Here is an 18,983-nt window from a genome sequence, read left to right as displayed (position 1 = left end):
ACCCGTCACCCTCCCTTCGCTGAGTTGCTGTCGCGGATCGGAACCGAGGTCTGCGGCGGCCCGGCCTGCGGTGGTGGCGCCGGCGTCCGCCCGGCGTGCGCGGCGATGCCCGGCGCGACGGAACCGCCGCCCGCACCCCCGCCGCCGCCACCCGCACCGACCGGCCCGCGGTCACCGTGGGTGGTGATGCCCTGCTTCATCAGGTTCGCGGTGCCGTTGATCATCGCCGATCCGGCCGACACCGCGCTCGCCCGGGCATGGCGCATGTTCATGATCTCGTCGCCGAAGCCCGGCACGAAGCGGTACACCGCGGCACTCGCGAAGATCGACAGGAACAGGATCGCCAGCCCCGACAGCACCCGCGCGAAGTCGTCGCTGGCCCCGGCACCCGTCGCCACCGCACCCGCCAGGCCCAGGATGACCACGATGATCGGCTTCGCCAGGTCCACCGCCACCATCACCCCCGCCCACCGGCGCACGTGCTTCCACAGCTGCTTGTCCACCAACCCCGCGTACACCGCCGTACCCAACAGCGCGCCCACGTACAGCATCGCCGCCCGGATCAGCAGCTCGATCCAGAGCACCGCCGCCGCCAGCACCGCCACCAGCGACACGATGATCAGGATCAGCGGGCCACCGCCCATGTCACCCTTCTCCAGGGTGTCGGCGAACGCGCCCAGGTACGACCCGGTGTCCGACTTCGTCCCCACCGCGATCGCCTTGGTCAGCCCGTCCGTCACGCTCACCACGGTGTAGAGGATCAGCGGCGTGAACGCGGACGCCACGACGGTCAGCCACAGGAAGCCGATCGCCTCCGTGAACGCCGTCGCCAACGGCGCCCCCCGCACCGCCCGCTTCGTCACCGCCAGCAGCCACAGCACCAGCGTGATCACCGTCGACACGGCGAACACCACCGCGTACTGCTGCAGGAACGACGCATTGGTGAAGTCCACCTGCGTCGTCCCGTCGATCGCGCTCGACAGCTTCCGCACCACCCAAGCCGCCGCCTGGGCACACCCCTTGGCCAACGACCCCAACGGATCGGTCACACTCCCGACGGTCCCACTGCCCGGGAGCGAGCCGGATCCGCCCGGAGCGCAGTAGACGTCGTTACCGGGCAGGGGAACACCCGGGCAACTCGTATTGGTCGCCCCTGAGGTCGGGGTCGGCGACGGCTCAGCCATGGCGCGGTGGGCCGTCAGGACCACCGTGAGGACGCCGAACAGCGCCCCGCCGGCCAAGCGGCCCATGCCCCGCCGCACGAAACCGGAACAACCGTCAGCGGGCATAACGGAAGCCTCCGAACTGCTCGACGGCACCAGTGATCTCCTCGGCGGTTGCGGCCTGCTGGTCCGGCGGAACCGGCGCCGGACCGGCTGCCCGGCTGAAGTCGGTGAGTTTCCAGTCCGTCCCGGTCCACCGCAGGCTGAGTGTCAGGGTGAACCACTCCTCGGACACCGGCCTGGTGGAACGCTCGCCGGCCAGTCCGAACAACCCGGTGCACCAGACGTCGACCTTGACGCTCTCCGCGGTGTAACTGCTGCTCTTGGTCCCGACCGGGACGGTCCGGCTGACGAACGCCATCCCCTTGGGCGGCTGTCCCTGGGCATCGACCCCGAACCTGGCCGCCGTCTCGGGAGAGAATCCCTGGTCCAGGCGGCTCTGCAGGCCGGAGACCGCGCCCGGGTCGGCGATGGTGGCGACGATGGCGTGGCGGCTGTCGGCGCGGAACATGTCGGCGGAGCCGATCGCCACCGCGTAGTTGGCGGCGGCGGACTGGGCGCCCTGGTCGGTGTGCGGGTAGCCGGATCCGATGCCGTTGGTGGTGGTGCCGACGGGCTGGTCGCCGCTGGGGGCGGGGCCGGCGCCGGCGGGCGCGGTGGGGGCGGCGTGGTCGGCGGAGCGGCCGGTGCTGCCGGGGTCGGGTTTGTCGCGGTTGGCGATGGCGATGGCCACGACGAGCAGGGTGACGACGACGAGGACGGTCAGCAGGGTGCGGAGCGGTCGGGCCTGACGCGGGGTCGGCTGGGAGGAGGGCTGTTCGCCGACCGGCAGCCGCGTACGGGTGTGCGGCTGGTCGTCGGACAACGGCACGGCGGCCCTCCTGGTGCGGGGAGCCGGGGGGCTCCGGGGGCCCTCCGCCGGGGGCGGGCGCGGACGGAGGGTGGGAACGGGGGGTGGACTGCTGGCGGGTGGGCTCGGGGCGGTCCGGACGGGGACCTGGCCCCGGGGCGGGCGGGCGGGCCTGACTACTGCTGTCCGATCGTCAGATCGCCATGCCGTAGACAATGGTGAACAGCGTGCCGAGTGATCCAATGATGAACACGCCGGTCAGACCGGCGACGATCAGCCCCTTGCCCTGTTCGGCGCCGAAGCTGTCGCGCATCGCGGTCGCACCGATCCGCTGTTTGGCCGCCCCCCAGACGGCGATGCCGAGGCAGATGAGGATGGCGACGGCCATGATGACCTCGACCATCACCCTGGCCTCCGACCCGAGGGTCGCGAACGGGCCCCAGTCCGGGGCGATCCCGCCGATGATGGTGTCGATATTCGGCTTCTTTGGAGGGTCCTCGGCCAGGTGGCCGATCGCGTTCGTGTGCACGCTGCTCAGGTTCATTTCCATCTCACCGCCCGATCAGGCAAATTCAAGGGCCCTGACCCCGCCCGCGCGAAGGGTCGGTACCTATTCTTGGCCAGATCTGATGTCGACTTGGCTACTTCTCGCGGATTGGTCGTGAGGCACCGGGCACGTACGCGAGGATGTCCACCGTACGAAGGATAGCGCTCACTCTTTGTATCTCTGATGATTGCGGTGAGCAACGCCTTCCGGAACACTTCGACTGACGATTCGTCGGGATGGTGCTGATGGTACTCCGGAAGGCCGGTACGGCCGCCGCCGCTGCGGGAGTTGTGACGTTCGGGTTGCTCGGTTTGGTGACGGTGGGGACGTTCGCGGCGAGTGGGACGCCGCAGCAGTCGGCGAATCGCGCCGCACTCTCGCCGGGGACGGTCCCGGCGGCGTTCCAGGCGCCGATCCAGCAGTGGGGCGCGCTCTGCCCGGAGATCTCGCCGCCGATGCTCGCGGCACAGCTCTACCAGGAAAGCGGTTTCGATCCGAAGGCCCAATCGGGCGTCGGGGCACAGGGAATGGCGCAGTTCATGCCCGATACCTGGGCGGCGTACGGCACGGACGCCAATGGGGACGGCAAGAAGGACGTCTGGGACCCGCTGGACGCGATCGCCTCGGCGGCCACCTTCGACTGCGCGCTCGCGAAGGACGTCGCCAAGGTCCCGGGCGACCGGCAGGCCAACCTGCTGGCCGCCTACAACGCCGGCCCGTACGCGGTGACCAAGTACAACGGGGTGCCGCCGTACAAGGAGACCCAGGGCTATGTGAGGAACATTCAGGCGATGGCCCGCAGCTTCTCGGTGCCCACGGCGCCGGTGGAGGTGTCCGGGCAGTCGGCCGGGGCGATCTACTTCGCGCAGAGCAAGCTCGGGACGCCGTACCTGTGGGGCGGGGAGGGGCTGCCCTCGCAGAACGGGCGGTTCGACTGCTCGGGCCTGACCCAGGCGGCGTACGCCAGCGTGGGCATCACGCTGCCCCGGGTGGCGAACGACCAGTGGTACGCCGGGCCGCACCCGTCGCGCGACCAGCTGCGGCCGGGCGACCTGGTGTTCTGGGCGACGGACCTGAACGATCCGCGGAGCATCCACCACGTCGGGATCTACGTCGGCGGCGGTTACATGATCAACGCGCCGCACACCGGCGCGGTGATCCGCTACGACAAGATCGACACCAGGGAGTACATCGGCGCGACCCGGGTCACCTCGGACGGCGCCCAGGCGCTGCCGGCCCGCAACGCGGACGGCTCCGTGAGCGCCCCGAGCCGCCCGGGCTCGACGGCGCCGACCGGCCCGACCGCGGCGACCACCCCTTCGGCCCCGGTGGCCCCGGCAGCCCTGGTGAGCCCCAGCAGCGCCGCCACCCGGCCCGCCGCCGGACCGCCCGTGGCCGCCGCGCCGCCCGCCCCGACCGGCCCGGACCCCGCCGGGGCGGGGCGGCCGGCGGCGAAGAACTGAGCCGCCCGTGGCCCCGAGGTGTGAGTGCCCTGTGGACGCTGAGTCAAGTTTCCATAACCGCGCGTTTCCGTGGAACGCTGTGCCCCGGCGATGACGTTGGTCCCGATGGCCCACCGTCAGCTTCCCGCGCCGGGAAGGGCCCCGACCGGATCGAACAGCTGCAGCGGACCAGAAGGAGGTGCGGCGTGTCGACGCCGCTTGCCGACACGACCAACCCCGACCTCGGCCTGCTCTACGCCGTCAACGGACTGGCCAAGCGCTCCCCGCAGTGGCTGGACCACCTGGTCTCGTGGATCGGTGAGTACGGCATCCTGATCGGCCTGGCGATGCTGGGCCTGGTGGCCTGGCTGCAGGCGAGACGCCGCCCGGACGCGCCGGTGGCCGTCGCCGGGCTGCTCTGGGTGCCGCTCTCCGTCGCCATCGCCGAGCTGGCCAACCTGCCGATCGCCGCGATCGTGAACCGTCCGCGCCCGTTCGTCGACCACAGCGGGCTGCTGGTGCTGGTGGACGGCAAGGCAGGCACCCACTCCTTCGTCAGCGACCACTCGACCATGACGATGGGCGTGGCGGTGGCGCTGTTCCTGGTGAACCGGCGGCTCGGCTGGATCGCCGGGGGCCTGGCCCTGTTGCAGGGCTTCTGCCGGATGTTCATGGGCGTGCACTACCCGACCGACGTGATCGGCGGCTTCGCGCTCGCCGCCGCGGTGGTGCTGCTGCTGGCGCCGATCGCGATGGCGGTGCTCGTCCCGCTCTGCCACGCGCTGGGCCGGACCGCCCTCGCCCCGCTGATCCGGGCGCCGGAGCGCGCCGGCGGCGGCCCGCGCGGCCGGCGGCGCGGGCGCGAGCGCGGGGCGGTGCGCTCCGAGGAGCAGCCGCCGGAGTCCGATCTGGCCGCGTGAGCCGCCCGGCCCGGCTACCCCGGTCCGCCGCCGCTCTCCGCGAGCGCGAGGTGGTCGTCCCCCTCGCGCCGGACCAGGTCGCGCGAGCGGCGGGCCGGTGAGAACCAGCCGCAGCTGCAGGTCGCGAAGGCGAAGGAACCGCGCTCGCTGACCGCGACGCGGTGTTCGGGCATCCGGGCGGTGCCGGGGGAGGCCGGCAGCTCACTGTGCACGTGGTTCACCGTAACGCGCCGGGCGCCGGGCGCGCGATGCCGTCCACAAGACCTCTTCCGCGTAACCCTTCGCGGCTCAACTCGTTTGCCCGGAAAGAGCTCTGTTCACCTGGTGGTGTCGGCAGGGCAGTCGGGCCCGAGGGGGTTGTCGCGAGGATGAAGATGACCGACCAGCAGCGTGGCGGACGGCCGGGGCGCCGTCCGCGGCCGCATCTGCGTTCGGCGGCCGGGGCCGCCCTGCTCGCCGCCGCCCTGGCCGGCCTGTCCGCCGGCTGCGCGGCCGGCTCCGGTGGCGGCTCCTCCGACCAGCAGTCGGGTGCCCCCGACCAGCTCGCCGCGGACCCGCTGACGGCGGTGCGCAACACCGCCGACATCACCGGCCGCACCGGCTCCGCGCACACCGCCACCGAGTTGGTCACCGAGTCGTCCGAGAAGAAGGCCGTCTTCACCGGGACGGGCGGCTACGACTACGTGAAGCGGATCGGCCGACTGGAGGTCCAGGTGCCGCCGGGCGCGGCGACCACCGGGAAGATCGTCGAGGTGGTCCTGCCGGGCACCGTCTACCTGCAGAACAGCGGCGCCAAGGTGCCCGAGGGCAAGTGGGTCAAGCTGGACGTGCGCCAGCTGCCGGACGGCAACCTGGTCAGCAGCGGCGCCACCGACCCGGCCTCGGCGGCGGGCGCCCTGCGCGGGGCGCAGAAGGCGGACGCGGTCGGCACCGAGACCGTCGACGGGGTGGCGCTGCACCACTACCGCGGCACCCTGGACCTGGCCAAGGCGGCCGACGCGACCGGCGGCCGCGGCGGGGACGGCCTGCGGATGGGGGCCCAGACCTTCACCGTGAAGGAGGTCCCGTACGACGCCTGGCTGGACGACCAGGGCCGGCTGCACAAGGTGGTCGAGGTGTTCACCTTCGCCGGGGTGGCCGGTTCGAAGGAGGCCAAGGACCAGGTGAAGGTGACGTCGACCACCTCGGTGACGGACTTCGGCAAGCCGGTGGAGGCGGCCGAGCCGCCGGCCTCGGACATCTACGCGATGAAGCCCTCGGAAAGTCCGAAGTAGGCCGCCGGGGCAGGGCTCCGGCGCCGGGGCGAACCGGGGCGCCGCCGGAGCGGGTGGCCGCCCGGGGAGCGGCGGTCACCCGTTTCGGCGGCGTCGAGATGGCCCGTCCGTGCCATGTGGACGGGCTCCGAAGTGCCTAGGCTGGACGTCGGGTGGCTGCCGCCCGGGCTGGCGAGGCACTGAAGGGGTGGTGCAGGTGGTGTCGTCCACGGGCGGCCGCAGCGGCGGCCACGACGACGCGGCCCTCGACGAGATCGATCTGGCCGGCGAGCTGATGATCGCCGCGACGGCCAGCACCGGCGACCGGCTGCCGACCGAGCGGATCGACGAGGTGCTGCTCGACCGGACCGAGCCGGGGCGGACCGACGGCGAGGCCTGGCGGCAGGCCGACGGGTAGGGCGTTCGCGGCTCGGGGGTGTCGGCGACCGGGGGCGTGCGCGGCCCGGACCCGCTCGCCCGGCCCGGCCTCAGCTGCGCAGCAGCCGGCCGATCGCGGCCGTGGCCTCCGCGACCTTGGCGTCGAGTTCGGCACCGCCCTCCTCGGCGGCGGCCGCGACGCAGTGCCGCAGGTGCTCCTCCAGCAGGGACAGCGCGAAGGACTGCAGCGCTTTGGTGCCGGCCGAGACCTGGGTGAGCACGTCGATGCAGTAGACGTCCTCGTCGACCATGCGCTGGAGGCCCCGGATCTGGCCCTCGATCCGGCGCAGCCGCTTGAGGTGGGCGTCCTTCTGCGCGCTGTAGCCGTGCGGACCGTGCCCGCCCTGATGTCCTGCGGCGGCCGCGGGGGCGGCGGGTGCGTCGGCCTGCGCGTCGGTGCCGTGCCCGTGGTCCGGCTCGGTGCGCGCTTGCGTCGTGGTCATCGGCCCGCCTTCGTCTGGATGCCTGGTGGCTGCGTCGGCCACCAGTGTCCAACACCGGGGCCGTCCGTGGTGTTCCGACGGCCGACGCGGCATGTGCCGAAGGGTTCCGGACGGGTTCCGGACGGTTTGCGAACGGGTTCCGGATGGTCTGCGAACGGGCTGCGGGCGGGCCGCCGCGCGGTTCACCCGTCTGAGCGGCGCCCCCGTCTTCCGTACGTACCACGGGGACAATCCGGGCGAGGTTCCGTCAGACTGGGGGCTCACGTCCGCACCTGGGTGTGCGGTCCGGGTCAGCTGGTGCGGCAGCCGAACGGAAGAGGAGGTTCCGCCTCCACCATCACCACCCCGTTTGCGCGATTGCGCTTGGTTGCACCTAGCATCGTTCAGTCCCTACCCCGCACATCGGAGATTTCCGTGCGTTTTAGCCTGACCCCGAAGGAGACGAGCTTCTACGACATGTTCTCTGCCGCCGCGGAGAACCTCGTCGTCGGTTCGAAGCTCCTGCTGGAACTGCTGGGATCAGACGTGTCGGCCCGCGCGGAGATCGTCGAGCGCATGCGCGCCGCCGAGCACGCCGGGGACGACACCACCCATGCCGTGTTCCACCAGCTGAACTCGTCCTTCATCACGCCCTTCGACCGCGAGGACATCTACAACCTCGCCTCGTCGCTGGACGACATCATGGACTTCATGGAGGAGGCCGTCGACCTGGTCGTCCTCTACGACATCCAGACGCTGCCGAAGGGGATCGAGCAGCAGATCGAGGTGCTGGCCCGGGCTGCCGAGCTCACCGCCGAGGCGATGCCGAACCTGCGCAGCATGTCGAACCTCACCGAGTACTGGATCGAGGTCAACCGGCTGGAGAACCAGGCCGACCAGATCCACCGCAAGCTGCTCGCCCACCTGTTCTCCGGCCAGTACGACGCCATCGAGGTGCTCAAGCTCAAGCAGGTCGTGGACGTTCTTGAGGAGGCGGCGGACGCGTTCGAGCACGTCGCCAACACGGTGGAGACCATCGCCGTCAAGGAGTCCTGACCCTCGTGGACATGGCAGCACTCATCGCCGTCGTCGGCGTTGCGTTCTTCTTCACCTACACCAACGGCTTCCACGACTCCGCGAACGCGATCGCCACCTCGGTCTCCACCCGGGCGCTGACCCCCAGGGCCGCGCTGGCGATGGCCGCGGTGATGAACCTGGCCGGCGCCTTCCTCGGCAGCGGCGTGGCGCACACCGTCTCCCAGGGGATCATCGAGACCCCCACCGGCGACCGGGGCATGGTGATCCTGTTCGCCGCACTGGTCGGGGCGATCGCCTGGAACCTGGTCACCTGGTACTTCGGCCTGCCGTCCTCCTCCTCGCACGCGCTGTTCGGCGGCATGGTGGGCGCGGCCATGGCCGGCGGCATCGACGTGATCTGGGGCGGCGTCCTCGACAAGATCGTCATCCCGATGATCGTCTCGCCGGTGGTCGGCCTGGTCGGCGGCTTCCTGGTGATGCTGGCGATCCTGTGGATCTTCCGCCGGGCCAACCCGCACAAGGCCAAGCGCAACTTCCGGGTCGCCCAGACCGCCTCGGCCGCCGCGATGGCGCTGGCGCACGGTCTGCAGGACGCGCAGAAGACCATGGGCATCGTGGTGATGGCGCTCACCATCTCCGGCCACCACTCCGGCGAGGGCATCCCGGTGTGGGTGAAGATCTCCTGCGCCACGATGCTCTCGCTGGGCACCTACGCGGGCGGCTGGCGGATCATGCGGACGCTCGGCCGCAAGATCATCGAGCTGGATCCGCCGCAGGGCTTCGCCGCCGAGGCCACCGCCGCGACGGTCATGTACGTCACCTCGTTCGTCTTCAAGGCTCCGATCTCCACCACCCACGTGATCACCGCGGCGATCATGGGCGCGGGAGCCACCAAGCGGATCCGCGCGGTGCGCTGGGGCGTCGCCAAGAACATCGTGCTCGGCTGGTTCATCACGATGCCGGCGGCCGCCATCGTCGCAGCGCTGGTGTACTGGTTCGCCCACCTGTTCTGGGGTTGACCGGCCCCGCACGTGACAGGGCCCGCCCCCACATCTCGGGGGCGGGCCCTTCTTCATGCTCCACGGCGGCACCGCCATGCAGCACCGCGGAGCAGCCTGTGTGCTCGCCGTTCGCCTCCGGACACCGCGGTCCGTCGGCTCGTGGCGGGGGTACGGCCTAGCCGAAGCGGCCGGAGATGTAGTCCTCGGTCGCCTGGACCGACGGGTTGGAGAAGATCCGCTGGGTGTCGTCCAGCTCGACCAGCTTGCCCGGCTGGCCGACGCCGGCCAGGTTGAAGAAGGCGGTGCGGTCGCTGACGCGGGCCGCCTGCTGCATGTTGTGGGTCACGATGACGATGGTGAACTGCGACTTCAGCTCACCGATCAGGTCCTCGATCGCGAGGGTGGAGATCGGGTCGAGCGCGGAGCAGGGCTCGTCCATCAGCAGGACCTGCGGCTCGACCGCGATGGCACGGGCGATGCACAGCCGCTGCTGCTGGCCGCCGGAGAGGCCGGCCCCCGGCTTGTTCAGCCGGGTGTGAACCTCGTTCCAGAGGTTGGCGCCCTTCAGCGAGCGCTCGACCACCTCGTCCAGGACGGACTTCTTGCGCACGCCCGCGAGCTTGAGCCCGGCGATCACGTTGTCGTAGATCGACATGGTCGGGAACGGGTTCGGGCGCTGGAAGACCATCCCGACCGAACGGCGGACGGCGACCGGGTCGACGTTCGAGGCGTAGAGGTTCTCGTCGTCCAGGAGGACCTTGCCCTCGACCCGGGCGCCGGGGATCACCTCGTGCATCCGGTTGAGGGTGCGCAGGAAGGTGGACTTGCCGCAGCCGGAGGGGCCGATGAAGGCGGTCACCGAGCGGGGTTCGATGCTCATCGAGATGTCCTCGATGGCCTTGGTGGTGCCGTAGTAGGCGGACAGTCCGCTGACGTCGATGCGCTTGGCCATGATCGTTGCTTCTCTCGTCTGTCTTCGTACGTCAGTCGGTCGCTCAGTGTCCGCCCTTGGGCGAGCGCCAGCGTGCGATGCCCCGGGCGATGAGGTTGAGCCCCATCACGAAGGCGATCAGCACCAGCGCGGCGCCCCAGGCGCGGGCGTAGCCGAAGTCGTTGTTGACCACCGAGTACTGCTGCCAGATGTACATCGGCAGGGACTGCTGCGGTCCGTCGAACGGGTTGCTGTTGATGGCGTCGGCGCCGAAGACCAGCATCAGCACCGGGGCGGTCTCGCCCGTGATGCGGGCGACCGCCAGCATCACGCCGGTGGTGATGCCACCGATCGCGGTGGGGAGGACGATCCGCAGGATGGTCTTCCACTTCGGCACGCCGAGCGCGTACGAGGCCTCGCGCAGCTCGTTCGGGACGAGCTTGAGCATCTCCTCGGTGGACCGGACCACGACCGGCATCATCAGGATCGCCAGTGCGAGGCTGCCCGAGAAGCCCGAGTAGCTGAAGCCCAGGGCGATGTTCCAGAGCGAGAGGACGAACAGACCGGCGACGATCGACGGGATGCCCGTCATGACGTCGACGAAGAAGGTGACGGTCTTGGCGAGCGTGCCGCGGCCGTACTCGACCAGGTAGACGGCGGTCAGCAGACCCACCGGGGCGGCCATTGCGGTGGCCAGGGCGACCTGCTGCATGGTGCCGAGCAGCGCGTGGTAGATGCCGCCGCCGGGGCCGGAGGCGATCACGCCCTTCATCGAGTGGCTCAGGAAGTTCCCGTTCACCACGCCGATGCCCTGCTGGACCGTGTAGACCGTCAGGGAGATCAGCGGGACGACGGCCAGGATGAAGGCGACCCAGACCACCGAGGTGGCGAACCGGTCCTTGGCCTGGCGGCGGCCCTCGACCTGGGCCGAGACGCCGTAGCTGACCAGCAGGAACAGCAGGGCCGAGATCAGGCCCCACTGCAAGTGGCTCTCCAGCCCCGCGGCGGCGCCGATCCCGCAGCCGACCGCGATCGAGCCGACCGCGACGGCGGCCGGGGCCCACTTGGGCAGCCGGTTGGCGGTCAGGGACCGGCTGAGCGGCCGGGCGTCGGCCGTGACGGAAGTCGTTGCCGCGGTCATGCGTTGGCCCCCGAGTACTCCTTGCGGCGGGCGATGATCAGTCGCGCGGCACCGTTCACCAGCAGGGTGATGACGAACAGGACGAGGCCGGAGGCCATCAGGGCGTCGCGCCCGTTGTTGCCGGCCTCGGCGAACTTCAGCGCGATGTTCTGCGCGAAGGTGCCGCCGCCCGCGTCGAGGATGTGCAGCGAGAGCACGTTGCTCGCGGACAGCACCACCGCGACGGCGATGGTCTCGCCGAGCGCGCGCCCGAGGCCGAGCATCGAGGCCGAGATGATGCCGGGGCGGCCGAACGGCAGCACCGCGGTGCGGATCATCTCCCAGCGGGTCGCGCCGAGCGCGAGCGCCGCCTCCTCCTGCATCCGCGGCACCTGGCGGAACACCTCGCGGGAGACCGCCGTGATGATCGGCAGGACCATGATCGCCAGCAGGATGCCGACGGTGAACAGGTTGCGCGGGGTGCCGGTCTTGGTCTGGTCGAAGAGGTACGTCCAGCCGAGGTACTGGTTGAGCCAGCTGGTCAGGCCGTCCATGTGCGGGACCAGGAAGAGCGCGCCCCACAGGCCGTAGACGATGCTGGGGACGGCGGCGAGCAGGTCGACCAGGTAGGCGAACGGCTGGGCGATCTTCCGCGGCGCGTAGTGCGAGATGAACAGCGCGATCCCGATGGCCACCGGGACGGCGATCGTCATCGCGATGACGGCGCTGACGAGGGTGCCGAAGGCCAGGACGGCGATGCCGAAGACCGGCTTCGTGGCGTCCGGCGTCCACTCGAAGGTGGTGAGGAAGTTGCCCTCGTTGGTGCTGAGGGCCAGGCCCGCGCGCCAGGCCAGGAAGCCGGCGATCGCGGCCATGATGACCAGCAGCAGGATGCCCGAACCGCGGGCGAGGTTCATGAAGATCTTGTCGCCGAAGCGGCTGTCGCGCGGTCGGCGTTCCCTGCCTCGCGGGGCGGCAGGGGAGGATGAAGTCATTGTCTACTCCGGTCTGGTGGTGCCGCCCCGGAAGGGGGACGGCACCATGGCGGCGGTGCCCCGGACGTTGGTGCTGGGTCGGTGCGTTCCGGTGGGACGACCCCGGCCCCCCTCGCTCACGGGGCCGTCCCACCGGTGCTCCTGTCGGGTCAGGCCAGGGAGGAGACGGCGGCCTTGACCTTGTCGCTGATGGCGGCGGGGAGCGGGACGTAGCCCTTGTCGCCGATCGCCTTCTGCGCGGCGTCGCTGATGGCGTAGGTCAGGAAGGACTTCAGGTTCTCGAGGTTCTCCGGCTTGTTGCCCTTGTCGCAGGCGATCTCGTAGGTCACCAGGATGATCGGGTAGGCGTTGTCGGCCTTGGTCCCGTAGTCCAGGGAGAGGGCGAGGTCGCCGTCGGTGCCCACGACGGTGGAGGAGGCGAAGGTGAGGGCGGCGTTGGCCGCGGTCGCCTCGACGGGCTTGGCCGCACCGGTGGCGATCTTGGCGCTCTTGAGGTTGTTGCTCTGCGCGTAGGACAGCTCGGCGTAGCCGATGGAGTTCTTGACCTGCTTGATCTGCGCGGAGACGCCGGCGCTGCCCTGGGCGGACTGGCCGCCCTTGCCCTTCCACGCCTTGTCCGGCGCGGCGCTCCAGGCGCCACCGGAGGTCTTGGCGAAGTAGGAGGTGAGGTTGTACGAGGTCCCGGAGTCGTCCGAGCGGTGGACGGTCTGGATCTCGGCGTCCGGCAGCTGCACGCCCGGGTTCAGGGCGGCGATCGCGGGGTCGTTCCACTTGGTGATCTGCGAGTCGAAGATCTTGGCGGAGGTCGGGCCGTCCAGGACCAGGTTGTCGACGTTGTCGACGTTGTAGACCAGCGAGACGAGACCCGCGACCAGCGGCAGGTCGATCGCCTTGCCGCCGGTGCAGACCGTCTTGGAGGTGTCGACGTCGGCGGGCTTGAGCGCGAAGTCGGTGCCGGCGAAGGCGACCTTGCCCTGGTTGAACTGCTGCACACCGGCGCCGGAACCGCCACCGCTGTAGTTGACGGTGGTGCCGGAGCAGGACGCGCCGTAGGTGGTCTTCCACACGTCGATCGCGTTGGCCTGAGCCGTCGAGCCCGCAGCGAGCAGCGTCCCGCCCTTGCCACAGTTGACCGCGGCGGCCGAAGCGGAGCCGCTGGAGCCACCGGCGGCCTTGGCACCGTTGTCGTCCGAGCCGCAGGCAGCGAGCGACAGCGAGCTGACGAGCGCCATGGCACCGATGGCGAGGGCCTTGGAGCGGCCGTTCCGCTGGAGCTTCACAGGGGTGTCCCTTTCTGTGGCATTGCCCGTCGCGCGGGCCGTGCGAGGACGGCGGGCGCGGGTTCTGCTGTGGTCCGGGGCCCGTTCGGCCCTCCGGTAAACCCGAAGTTAGGCCGGGTAGGTGACACGACAGCCGGTCACAAGTGAACGGAGAGTGAACCTCGAAAGGATGACAGGAAACTACGCCAGGTAGTCACGGTTGCGTCACGGCGAGGGCGCGACGAGATCACTTCCACCGTCCCGTCACCGAGGGTGATCACTCGCCCGTACGGGCTTCGCACCCAGGATCGCCAGCAGGGCGTCGACCAGCAACCGGTCGCGGTCGTGCGTCAACCGGGCGCGGGCCTTCCCGGCGGGCAGCCACTCCAGCCGGTCCACCTCGCGGTTCGGCCGGAACGCCCCGCTCGACGGCACCGCCGCCCAGTAGCGCACCTCCTTCGGCCGGCCCTGCGCCAGGTAGTGCTGGGCCGGCAGCTCCGGACCGAGCAGGCAGGCGAACCCGGTCTCCTCGCGCACCTCGCGCAGCGCCGCCGCGACCACTCCCTCCCCCGGGTCGAGCTTGCCCTTCGGCAGGCTCCAGTCGTCGTACTTGGGCCGGTGGATCACCGCGATCCGCGGCCGCCCCAGCCGGCCGCTCTTCTTCGGCCGTCCCGGCAGCCACAGCACCGCACCCGCCGCCAGGATCACCCGGGCGTGCCCCACCCCGGTCGCGGGTGCGTCCGCTGCCGGCCCGGTGCTCAGGCGATCGCGCAATTCAGGCCGTCCGTGGTGCGGGGGAATGCCCCCAGCCCTCGGCAGGGGGGAGGTCCGGCCAGCCGTCCAGGCCGGGCGGGAGGTCGGACCACCGGCGGCCGAAGGCGTACCGCGCCGCCTCCACCTCCAGTCGCTGATCAGCATGCACCACGCCCAGCACGTAGGCGGTCGCCGGGGTGATCCGCGGGGTCCGCGCGGCGGTGGCCGCGGTGACCGCGGCGTCCGCCGCCTCCTGGTGCCGGCCCAACACCCCGTCCAACTCGTCCAGTTCGGCGGACCCGCGACCGCACACCTCCAGCGCGTACCGGGCCCGCTTCACCAGGATGCGCGTCCGTGCCCACGGCGCGTCGTCGGCCGCCAGCGCCGTGTCCGCGTCCACCGCGCCGCGCGCCGCCGGGACGGCGCCCAGCCGGCGCAGCCCGTCACCTCCGTACGGCGTGGCCGCCCGGTGCAGCGGCAGCTGCTGGGCGCTCGCCGACAGCGCCGTGAACGCGGCGGCCGCCTGCGGCAGCAGCACCGCGGGCGCCCGGCCGCCCGCCGACTCCAGCAGCGGGGCGTCGCCGACCAGCAGCGTCATCCGGTCCGCCAGCGCGTGCAGCCGGGCCGACCGGAGCTCCTGGAGCACCGAGGAGTGCGCCCTGGTCCGGGCCAGGGTCAGCTGCCGGTCCAGCAGCGCCCGCGCCTTGGGCGCCCCGACGTGCCCGGCCAGCATGCCCGTCCCGTCCGGATCGCTGCCGCTCAGCGAGTCCAGCGCGCCCAGCAGCCGGGCCGAGCGGCGGACGTAACCGGGCTCCAGCGCCAGCAGGTTGAGCAGCCAGCGCAGCTCGGTGCGCGATTCCTGGGCCCAGGCCTGCTCGAAGACGGAGCCGAAGGTGTGCAGCAGCCCGCCGATCCGCCGGACCGCCCGCAGCAGGTCGGCGGTGCCGGCCGCCGGGACGACCGCGGCCGTCCCCGGTCTGGCGCCGACCTCGCCCACCGTCAGCGGCAGGGCGCGCAGGAACGCGCCGGCCTGGGCGGTGAGGTGGCTGGAGAGGATGTCCCCGGCGGTCGTGGTGGCGGCCGCCTGGGCCGTCATCGGCGCATCGGTCATGGCGTGGTAGATCCCCGTTCCCCCGGGTTCGTCCCCCCGGGGCTGGTGGCCGACCGCCGGAACCGGTCCCCTGCGGTTCCAGCGGCTCGCATCAGTGGTCGCGTCAGCGCGAGGCGGCGGCCCGGCGGCGCAGGCGCGAGTCGATCAGCAGATCCTGGACGTGCCGCAGCGGCCGGCTCTCGGCGTCCTGCGAGTGGCGGGTCCACGCGCCGTCCTGCCCCAGGTGCCAGGACTCGGTCTCGTCCGACATCCCGAGGTCGATCAGGCCGGACAGCTCGGCCCGGTGGGCCGGGTCGGTGATCCGCATCAGTGCCTCGATCCGGCGGTCCAGGTTGCGGTGCATCATGTCGGCGCTGCCGATCCAGACCTCCGGATCGCCGTTGTTGCCGAACACGAAGACCCGGGAGTGCTCCAGGAAGCGGCCCAGGATGCTGCGGACCCGGACGTTCTCGCTCAGCCCCGGCACGCCCGGCCGGATCGCGCAGATCCCGCGTACCCAGACGTCGACCGGTACGCCGGCCTGCGAGGCCCGGTACAGCGCGTCGATCACGGCCTCGTCGACGATCGAGTTGACCTTGATCTTCACGTACGCCGGCCGGCCGGCCCGGTGGTGGGCGATCTCGTTGTGGATCCGGGAGACCAGCCCGTCGCGCAGGCCGCGCGGGGCGGTCAGCAGGCGGCGGTAGGACTCCCGGCGCGAGTAGCCGGACAGCCGGTTGAAGAGGTCCGAGAGGTCGGCGCCGACCTGCGGGTCCGAGGTCAGCAGCCCCAGGTCCTCGTACAGCCGGGCGGTCTTCGGGTGGTAGTTGCCGGTGCCGACGTGCGAGTAGCGGCGCAGGGTGTCACCCTCCTGCCGGACCACCAGCGACAGCTTGCAGTGCGTCTTCAGCCCGACCAGGCCGTAGACGACGTGGCAGCCGGCCTCCTCCAGCTTGCGGGCCCACTTGATGTTGGCCTGCTCGTCGAAGCGCGCCTTGATCTCGACCAGGACCAGCACCTGCTTGCCCGACTCCGCCGCGTCTATCAGCGCGTCCACGATCGGCGAGTCGCCGGAGGTGCGGTACAGCGTCTGCTTGATCGCTAGGACGTCCGGGTCGGCGGCGGCCTGCTCCAGGAAGGCCTGCACCGAGGTGGAGAAGCTGTCGTACGGGTGGTGCAGCAGGACGTCCCGCTCGCGCATCGCGGCGAAGATGTCCGGTTGGGACGCCGACTCGACGTCCGTCAGCCCGCGGGCGGTGCCCGCCACGAACTTCGGGTACTTCAGCTCCGGGCGGTCCAGTTCGGCGATCCCGAACAGACCGGTCAGGTCGAGCGGACCGGGCAGCGGGAAGACCTCCGCCTCGGTGATGTTCAGCTCCCGCACCAGCAGGTCCAGGATGTAGGGGTCGATCGACTCCTCGACCTCCAGCCGCACCGGCGGGCCGAAGCGCCGCCGCATCAGCTCCTTCTCCAGGGCCTTGAGGATGTTCTCGGTGTCGTCCTCCTCCACCTCCAGGTCCTCGTTGCGGGTCACCCGGAAGGCGTGGTGCGCGAGCACCTCCATGCCCGGGAACAGCTCCTCCAGGTGCGCGCCCATCACGTCCTCCAGCGGGACGTAACGCTGCGGCGAGGCCTCCAGGAAGCGGGCCAGCGACTGCGGCACCTTCACCCGGGCGAAGTGCTTGTGCCCCGAGACCGGATTGCGCACCACCACGGCCAGGTTGAGCGAGAGCCCCGATATGTACGGGAAGGGGTGCGCCGGGTCGACCGCCAGCGGGGTGAGGACCGGGAAGATCTTCTGCCGGAACAGGGTGTGCAGCCGGGCCTGCTCCTTCTCGGCCAGCTCCGGCCAGCGGACCACCTCGATGCCCTCGGTGGCGAGGTCCGGCAGCACCTCCTGCTGGAAGGCGGCGGCGTGCCGCGCCATCAGCTCGCGCGAGCGGGTCCAGATCAGGTCCAGCACCTCGCGCGGCTGGAGGCCGGACGCGCTGCGCTGGGCGACGCCCGTCGCGATCCGGCGCTTCAGCCCGGCCACCCTGACCATGAAGAACTCGTCCAGGTTGCTCGCGAAGATGGCGAGGAACTTGGCCCGCTCCAGCAGCGGGATCCCAGGGTCCTCGGCCAGCTCCAGGACGCGCTCGTTGAACGCGAGCCAACTGCGCTCGCGGTCCAGGAAGCGGCCCTGCGGCAGTGCGTCGAACTCCTGCTCGTCCTCGGCCGGCAGCTCGGGCGGTATCCCCAGCGCACCGGACATCCTGGCCGGCGGGGACAGCGAGGCAGAGACGGGGCGGGGGATGCTCATGGGCTCCAGCTCCTCCAGCAGCAGGACGTCGTCCGGACGCGAATGGCTCTGCGGGCCGTCGTCCTCGCCCAGGGCCAACGCCCACCCGCCGGGCGCGGTCCGTACAGGGCCGGCCGGCGCGTGGCGGTCGACTCTGCACGAGCGAGACACTACGGACTTCATCCTGTGATCTTCGCGGCAGCAATTGAATCCACGGTAAACACCGCATGGCCAGGAGGAAAGCTGAGTCGGTCGGGGCAAGGGCCGGTGACATCCGGCCTCTTGCCCCGGACCGCCCGGAGCCGCTAGGTCCTGCCCGGTCCCGTAGGTCCTGTCCGGGTCCTAGGCCGCCTGGTCCTCGCGGTACTGGACGCGGTACATGAGGTCCACCTCGTGGATGGTGAACCCCAGTCGTTCATATACCCGCACCGCGGCCGGATTGTCGGCGTCGACGTAGAGCAGGACCGTCTCCAGTCCGCGCTCGCCGGCGTCCGAACCGGTCAGGTGACGCAGACCGGCAGCGGTCAGGGCACGGCCGAGACCGCTGCCCTGCTCCGCCGGGTCCACCCCGACCACGTAGACCTCGCCGAGCGCAGGCTCGGTGGCGGTGGCCGGGTGCACCTTGGTCCAGTGGAAGCCGACCACCTTGCCGCCCCGGGTGGCGAGGAAGAAGCCGGCCGGATCGAACCAGGGCTCGGCCAGCCGCTCGGCCAGGTCCCGCTCCGTCCAGGAGCCCTGCTCCGGGTGGTGGGCGAAGGCCAGCGCGTTCAACCGCAGCCACTCGGCGTCGTCCTCGCCGGGGCGGAAGGTCCGGAGCTCGACGCCCTCGGGGATGGCGACGGCCTCGGTCTGCGGCCCGCTGCGGCGCATCTGCCGCAGCTCGCGCACCAGCTCGGCCCCGTACCGGCCGGCCAGGTGCCGGGCCGCCGGGTGACCACCGTGCACCCAGAAGTCCACCGCGTCACGGCCGGCCCGGTGGGCCTGTGCCAGCACCGCGTCCACCAGCGGCCGGGCCAGGCCGCGGCCGCGGGCGGCCGGGTCGACCACCAGCTCGGCGGCGGGGTTGGCCCCGGGGCCCTCCGGGACTTCGAGCTGTCCGTAACCGACGGCGGCGCCGTGCTCGCTCTCGATGAAGTGGCTCACGCCGGGGCGCGGAGTGTCCGAGGAACGCAGCCGAAGCCGGCCCTGCTCGGACACGGCAGCCCGGCCGTCCACCGCCTGGGCGTCCGCCAGAACGCGCAGGGCGCCGTCGCGCTGCTCGGGGCGGAGCACACTGTTCGCAATGACCGCTGTCTGATCGTCCATGCCCCGACGATACGTCACCGGAAATGCAGAGAACCCCCATCCGGTTTCCCGGATGGGGGTTCTCTGTGAATGATTGTTCGGCGGCGTCCTACTCTCCCACAGGGTCCCCCCTGCA

The 18,983-nt window shown here is 71.2% G+C and carries 19 protein-coding genes; 6 read left to right on the top strand and 13 right to left on the bottom strand.

All coding sequences use genetic code 11. The features are described from left to right. Positions 1 to 5: 5 nt before the first annotated feature. The 3 genes from AC07BF_RS28425 to AC07BF_RS28415 form a co-directional block, all read right to left on the bottom strand. Complete coding sequence (locus AC07BF_RS28425; protein ID WP_478334097.1) at positions 6 to 1,289, bottom strand: hypothetical protein; 1,284 nt, start codon at positions 1,287 to 1,289, stop codon at positions 6 to 8. Next, positions 1,279 to 2,094, bottom strand: a complete 816-nt coding sequence (locus AC07BF_RS28420; RefSeq protein ID WP_363586550.1) for a hypothetical protein — start codon at positions 2,092 to 2,094, stop codon at positions 1,279 to 1,281. The genes AC07BF_RS28425 and AC07BF_RS28420 overlap by 11 nt, the downstream gene beginning before the upstream one ends. Positions 2,095 to 2,266: 172 nt before the next feature. Further along, positions 2,267 to 2,617: a hypothetical protein gene (locus AC07BF_RS28415; RefSeq protein ID WP_350885142.1), complete on the bottom strand. Its 351-nt coding sequence runs from the start codon at positions 2,615 to 2,617 to the stop codon at positions 2,267 to 2,269. 239 nt (positions 2,618 to 2,856) lie between these two features. Here AC07BF_RS28415 and AC07BF_RS28410 point away from each other — a divergent pair, with 239 nt between their 5' ends. Both AC07BF_RS28410 and AC07BF_RS28405 read left to right on the top strand, forming a co-directional pair. Further along, the gene (locus tag AC07BF_RS28410; protein WP_478334096.1) at positions 2,857 to 4,083 is read left to right on the top strand and encodes a C40 family peptidase; all 1,227 of its coding nucleotides are present in this window, start codon (positions 2,857 to 2,859) and stop codon (positions 4,081 to 4,083) included. Positions 4,084 to 4,268: 185 nt separating this feature from the next. Next, positions 4,269 to 4,982 (top strand): phosphatase PAP2 family protein, encoded by a 714-nt coding sequence (locus tag AC07BF_RS28405; RefSeq protein ID WP_363586549.1) that lies wholly within the window; start codon positions 4,269 to 4,271, stop codon positions 4,980 to 4,982. Positions 4,983 to 4,996: 14 nt separating this feature from the next. Here AC07BF_RS28405 and AC07BF_RS28400 read toward each other — a convergent pair whose 3' ends face one another. Then, positions 4,997 to 5,194: a hypothetical protein gene (locus AC07BF_RS28400; RefSeq protein WP_363586548.1), complete on the bottom strand. Its 198-nt coding sequence runs from the start codon at positions 5,192 to 5,194 to the stop codon at positions 4,997 to 4,999. 162 nt (positions 5,195 to 5,356) lie between these two features. On the opposite strand from AC07BF_RS28400, the gene AC07BF_RS28395 reads away from it, so the two are divergent. Both AC07BF_RS28395 and AC07BF_RS28390 read left to right on the top strand, forming a co-directional pair. After that, positions 5,357 to 6,256 carry an SCO4651 family lipoprotein gene (locus tag AC07BF_RS28395; RefSeq protein ID WP_363624991.1) on the top strand — a complete coding sequence of 300 codons (900 nt, stop codon included), beginning with the start codon at positions 5,357 to 5,359 and terminating at the stop codon, positions 6,254 to 6,256. Positions 6,257 to 6,452: 196 nt separating this feature from the next. Then, a complete protein-coding gene (locus tag AC07BF_RS28390; RefSeq protein WP_363586546.1) occupies positions 6,453 to 6,653 on the top strand; it encodes a hypothetical protein in 201 nt (66 codons plus the stop codon). A 70-nt stretch (positions 6,654 to 6,723) separates the two neighbouring features. On the opposite strand, the gene AC07BF_RS28385 is transcribed toward AC07BF_RS28390, so the two are convergent. Then, positions 6,724 to 7,116 carry a metal-sensitive transcriptional regulator gene (locus tag AC07BF_RS28385; RefSeq protein WP_363586545.1) on the bottom strand — a complete coding sequence of 131 codons (393 nt, stop codon included), beginning with the start codon at positions 7,114 to 7,116 and terminating at the stop codon, positions 6,724 to 6,726. A gap of 414 nt (positions 7,117 to 7,530) precedes the next feature. Here AC07BF_RS28385 and AC07BF_RS28380 point away from each other — a divergent pair, with 414 nt between their 5' ends. Both AC07BF_RS28380 and AC07BF_RS28375 read left to right on the top strand, forming a co-directional pair. Next, positions 7,531 to 8,151, top strand: a complete 621-nt coding sequence (locus tag AC07BF_RS28380; RefSeq protein WP_063348282.1) for a DUF47 domain-containing protein — start codon at positions 7,531 to 7,533, stop codon at positions 8,149 to 8,151. 5 nt (positions 8,152 to 8,156) lie between these two features. Then, positions 8,157 to 9,152 carry an inorganic phosphate transporter gene (locus AC07BF_RS28375; RefSeq protein ID WP_063348283.1) on the top strand — a complete coding sequence of 332 codons (996 nt, stop codon included), beginning with the start codon at positions 8,157 to 8,159 and terminating at the stop codon, positions 9,150 to 9,152. A gap of 157 nt (positions 9,153 to 9,309) precedes the next feature. Here the strand turns inward: AC07BF_RS28375 and pstB are convergent, their stop codons facing one another. The 8 genes from pstB to mshD all read right to left on the bottom strand — a co-directional run bounded on the left by pstB (position 9,310) and on the right by mshD (position 18,868). Next, positions 9,310 to 10,086, bottom strand: coding sequence for a phosphate ABC transporter ATP-binding protein PstB (gene pstB / locus AC07BF_RS28370; RefSeq protein WP_063348284.1), 777 nt, complete (start codon positions 10,084 to 10,086; stop codon positions 9,310 to 9,312). Positions 10,087 to 10,129: 43 nt separating this feature from the next. After that, complete coding sequence (gene pstA, locus AC07BF_RS28365) at positions 10,130 to 11,206, bottom strand: phosphate ABC transporter permease PstA (protein WP_363624989.1); 1,077 nt, start codon at positions 11,204 to 11,206, stop codon at positions 10,130 to 10,132. Beyond that, positions 11,203 to 12,180 (bottom strand): phosphate ABC transporter permease subunit PstC, encoded by a 978-nt coding sequence (gene pstC, locus AC07BF_RS28360; protein WP_363586543.1) that lies wholly within the window; start codon positions 12,178 to 12,180, stop codon positions 11,203 to 11,205. The genes pstA and pstC overlap by 4 nt, the downstream gene beginning before the upstream one ends. Before the next feature lie 149 nt (positions 12,181 to 12,329). Further along, positions 12,330 to 13,460 carry a phosphate ABC transporter substrate-binding protein PstS gene (gene pstS, locus AC07BF_RS28355; protein ID WP_363586542.1) on the bottom strand — a complete coding sequence of 377 codons (1,131 nt, stop codon included), beginning with the start codon at positions 13,458 to 13,460 and terminating at the stop codon, positions 12,330 to 12,332. A gap of 243 nt (positions 13,461 to 13,703) precedes the next feature. Beyond that, entirely contained in the window at positions 13,704 to 14,162 is a 459-nt protein-coding gene (locus tag AC07BF_RS28350) for an NUDIX hydrolase (RefSeq protein WP_400808967.1), read from the bottom strand. A 52-nt stretch (positions 14,163 to 14,214) separates the two neighbouring features. Then, a complete protein-coding gene (locus tag AC07BF_RS28345) occupies positions 14,215 to 15,303 on the bottom strand; it encodes a CHAD domain-containing protein (protein ID WP_363586541.1) in 1,089 nt (362 codons plus the stop codon). Between the two features lie 103 nt (positions 15,304 to 15,406). Next, entirely contained in the window at positions 15,407 to 17,584 is a 2,178-nt protein-coding gene (locus AC07BF_RS28340; protein ID WP_363586586.1) for an RNA degradosome polyphosphate kinase, read from the bottom strand. Between the two features lie 321 nt (positions 17,585 to 17,905). After that, positions 17,906 to 18,868: a mycothiol synthase gene (mshD, locus tag AC07BF_RS28335; RefSeq protein WP_363586540.1), complete on the bottom strand. Its 963-nt coding sequence runs from the start codon at positions 18,866 to 18,868 to the stop codon at positions 17,906 to 17,908. Positions 18,869 to 18,983 lie beyond the last annotated feature (115 nt).

Source organism: Kitasatospora sp. NPDC043950, assembly GCF_056435345.1.
Note: the sequence above shows the minus strand (reverse complement) of the source record. Positions and strands in the feature narration are given on the sequence as shown.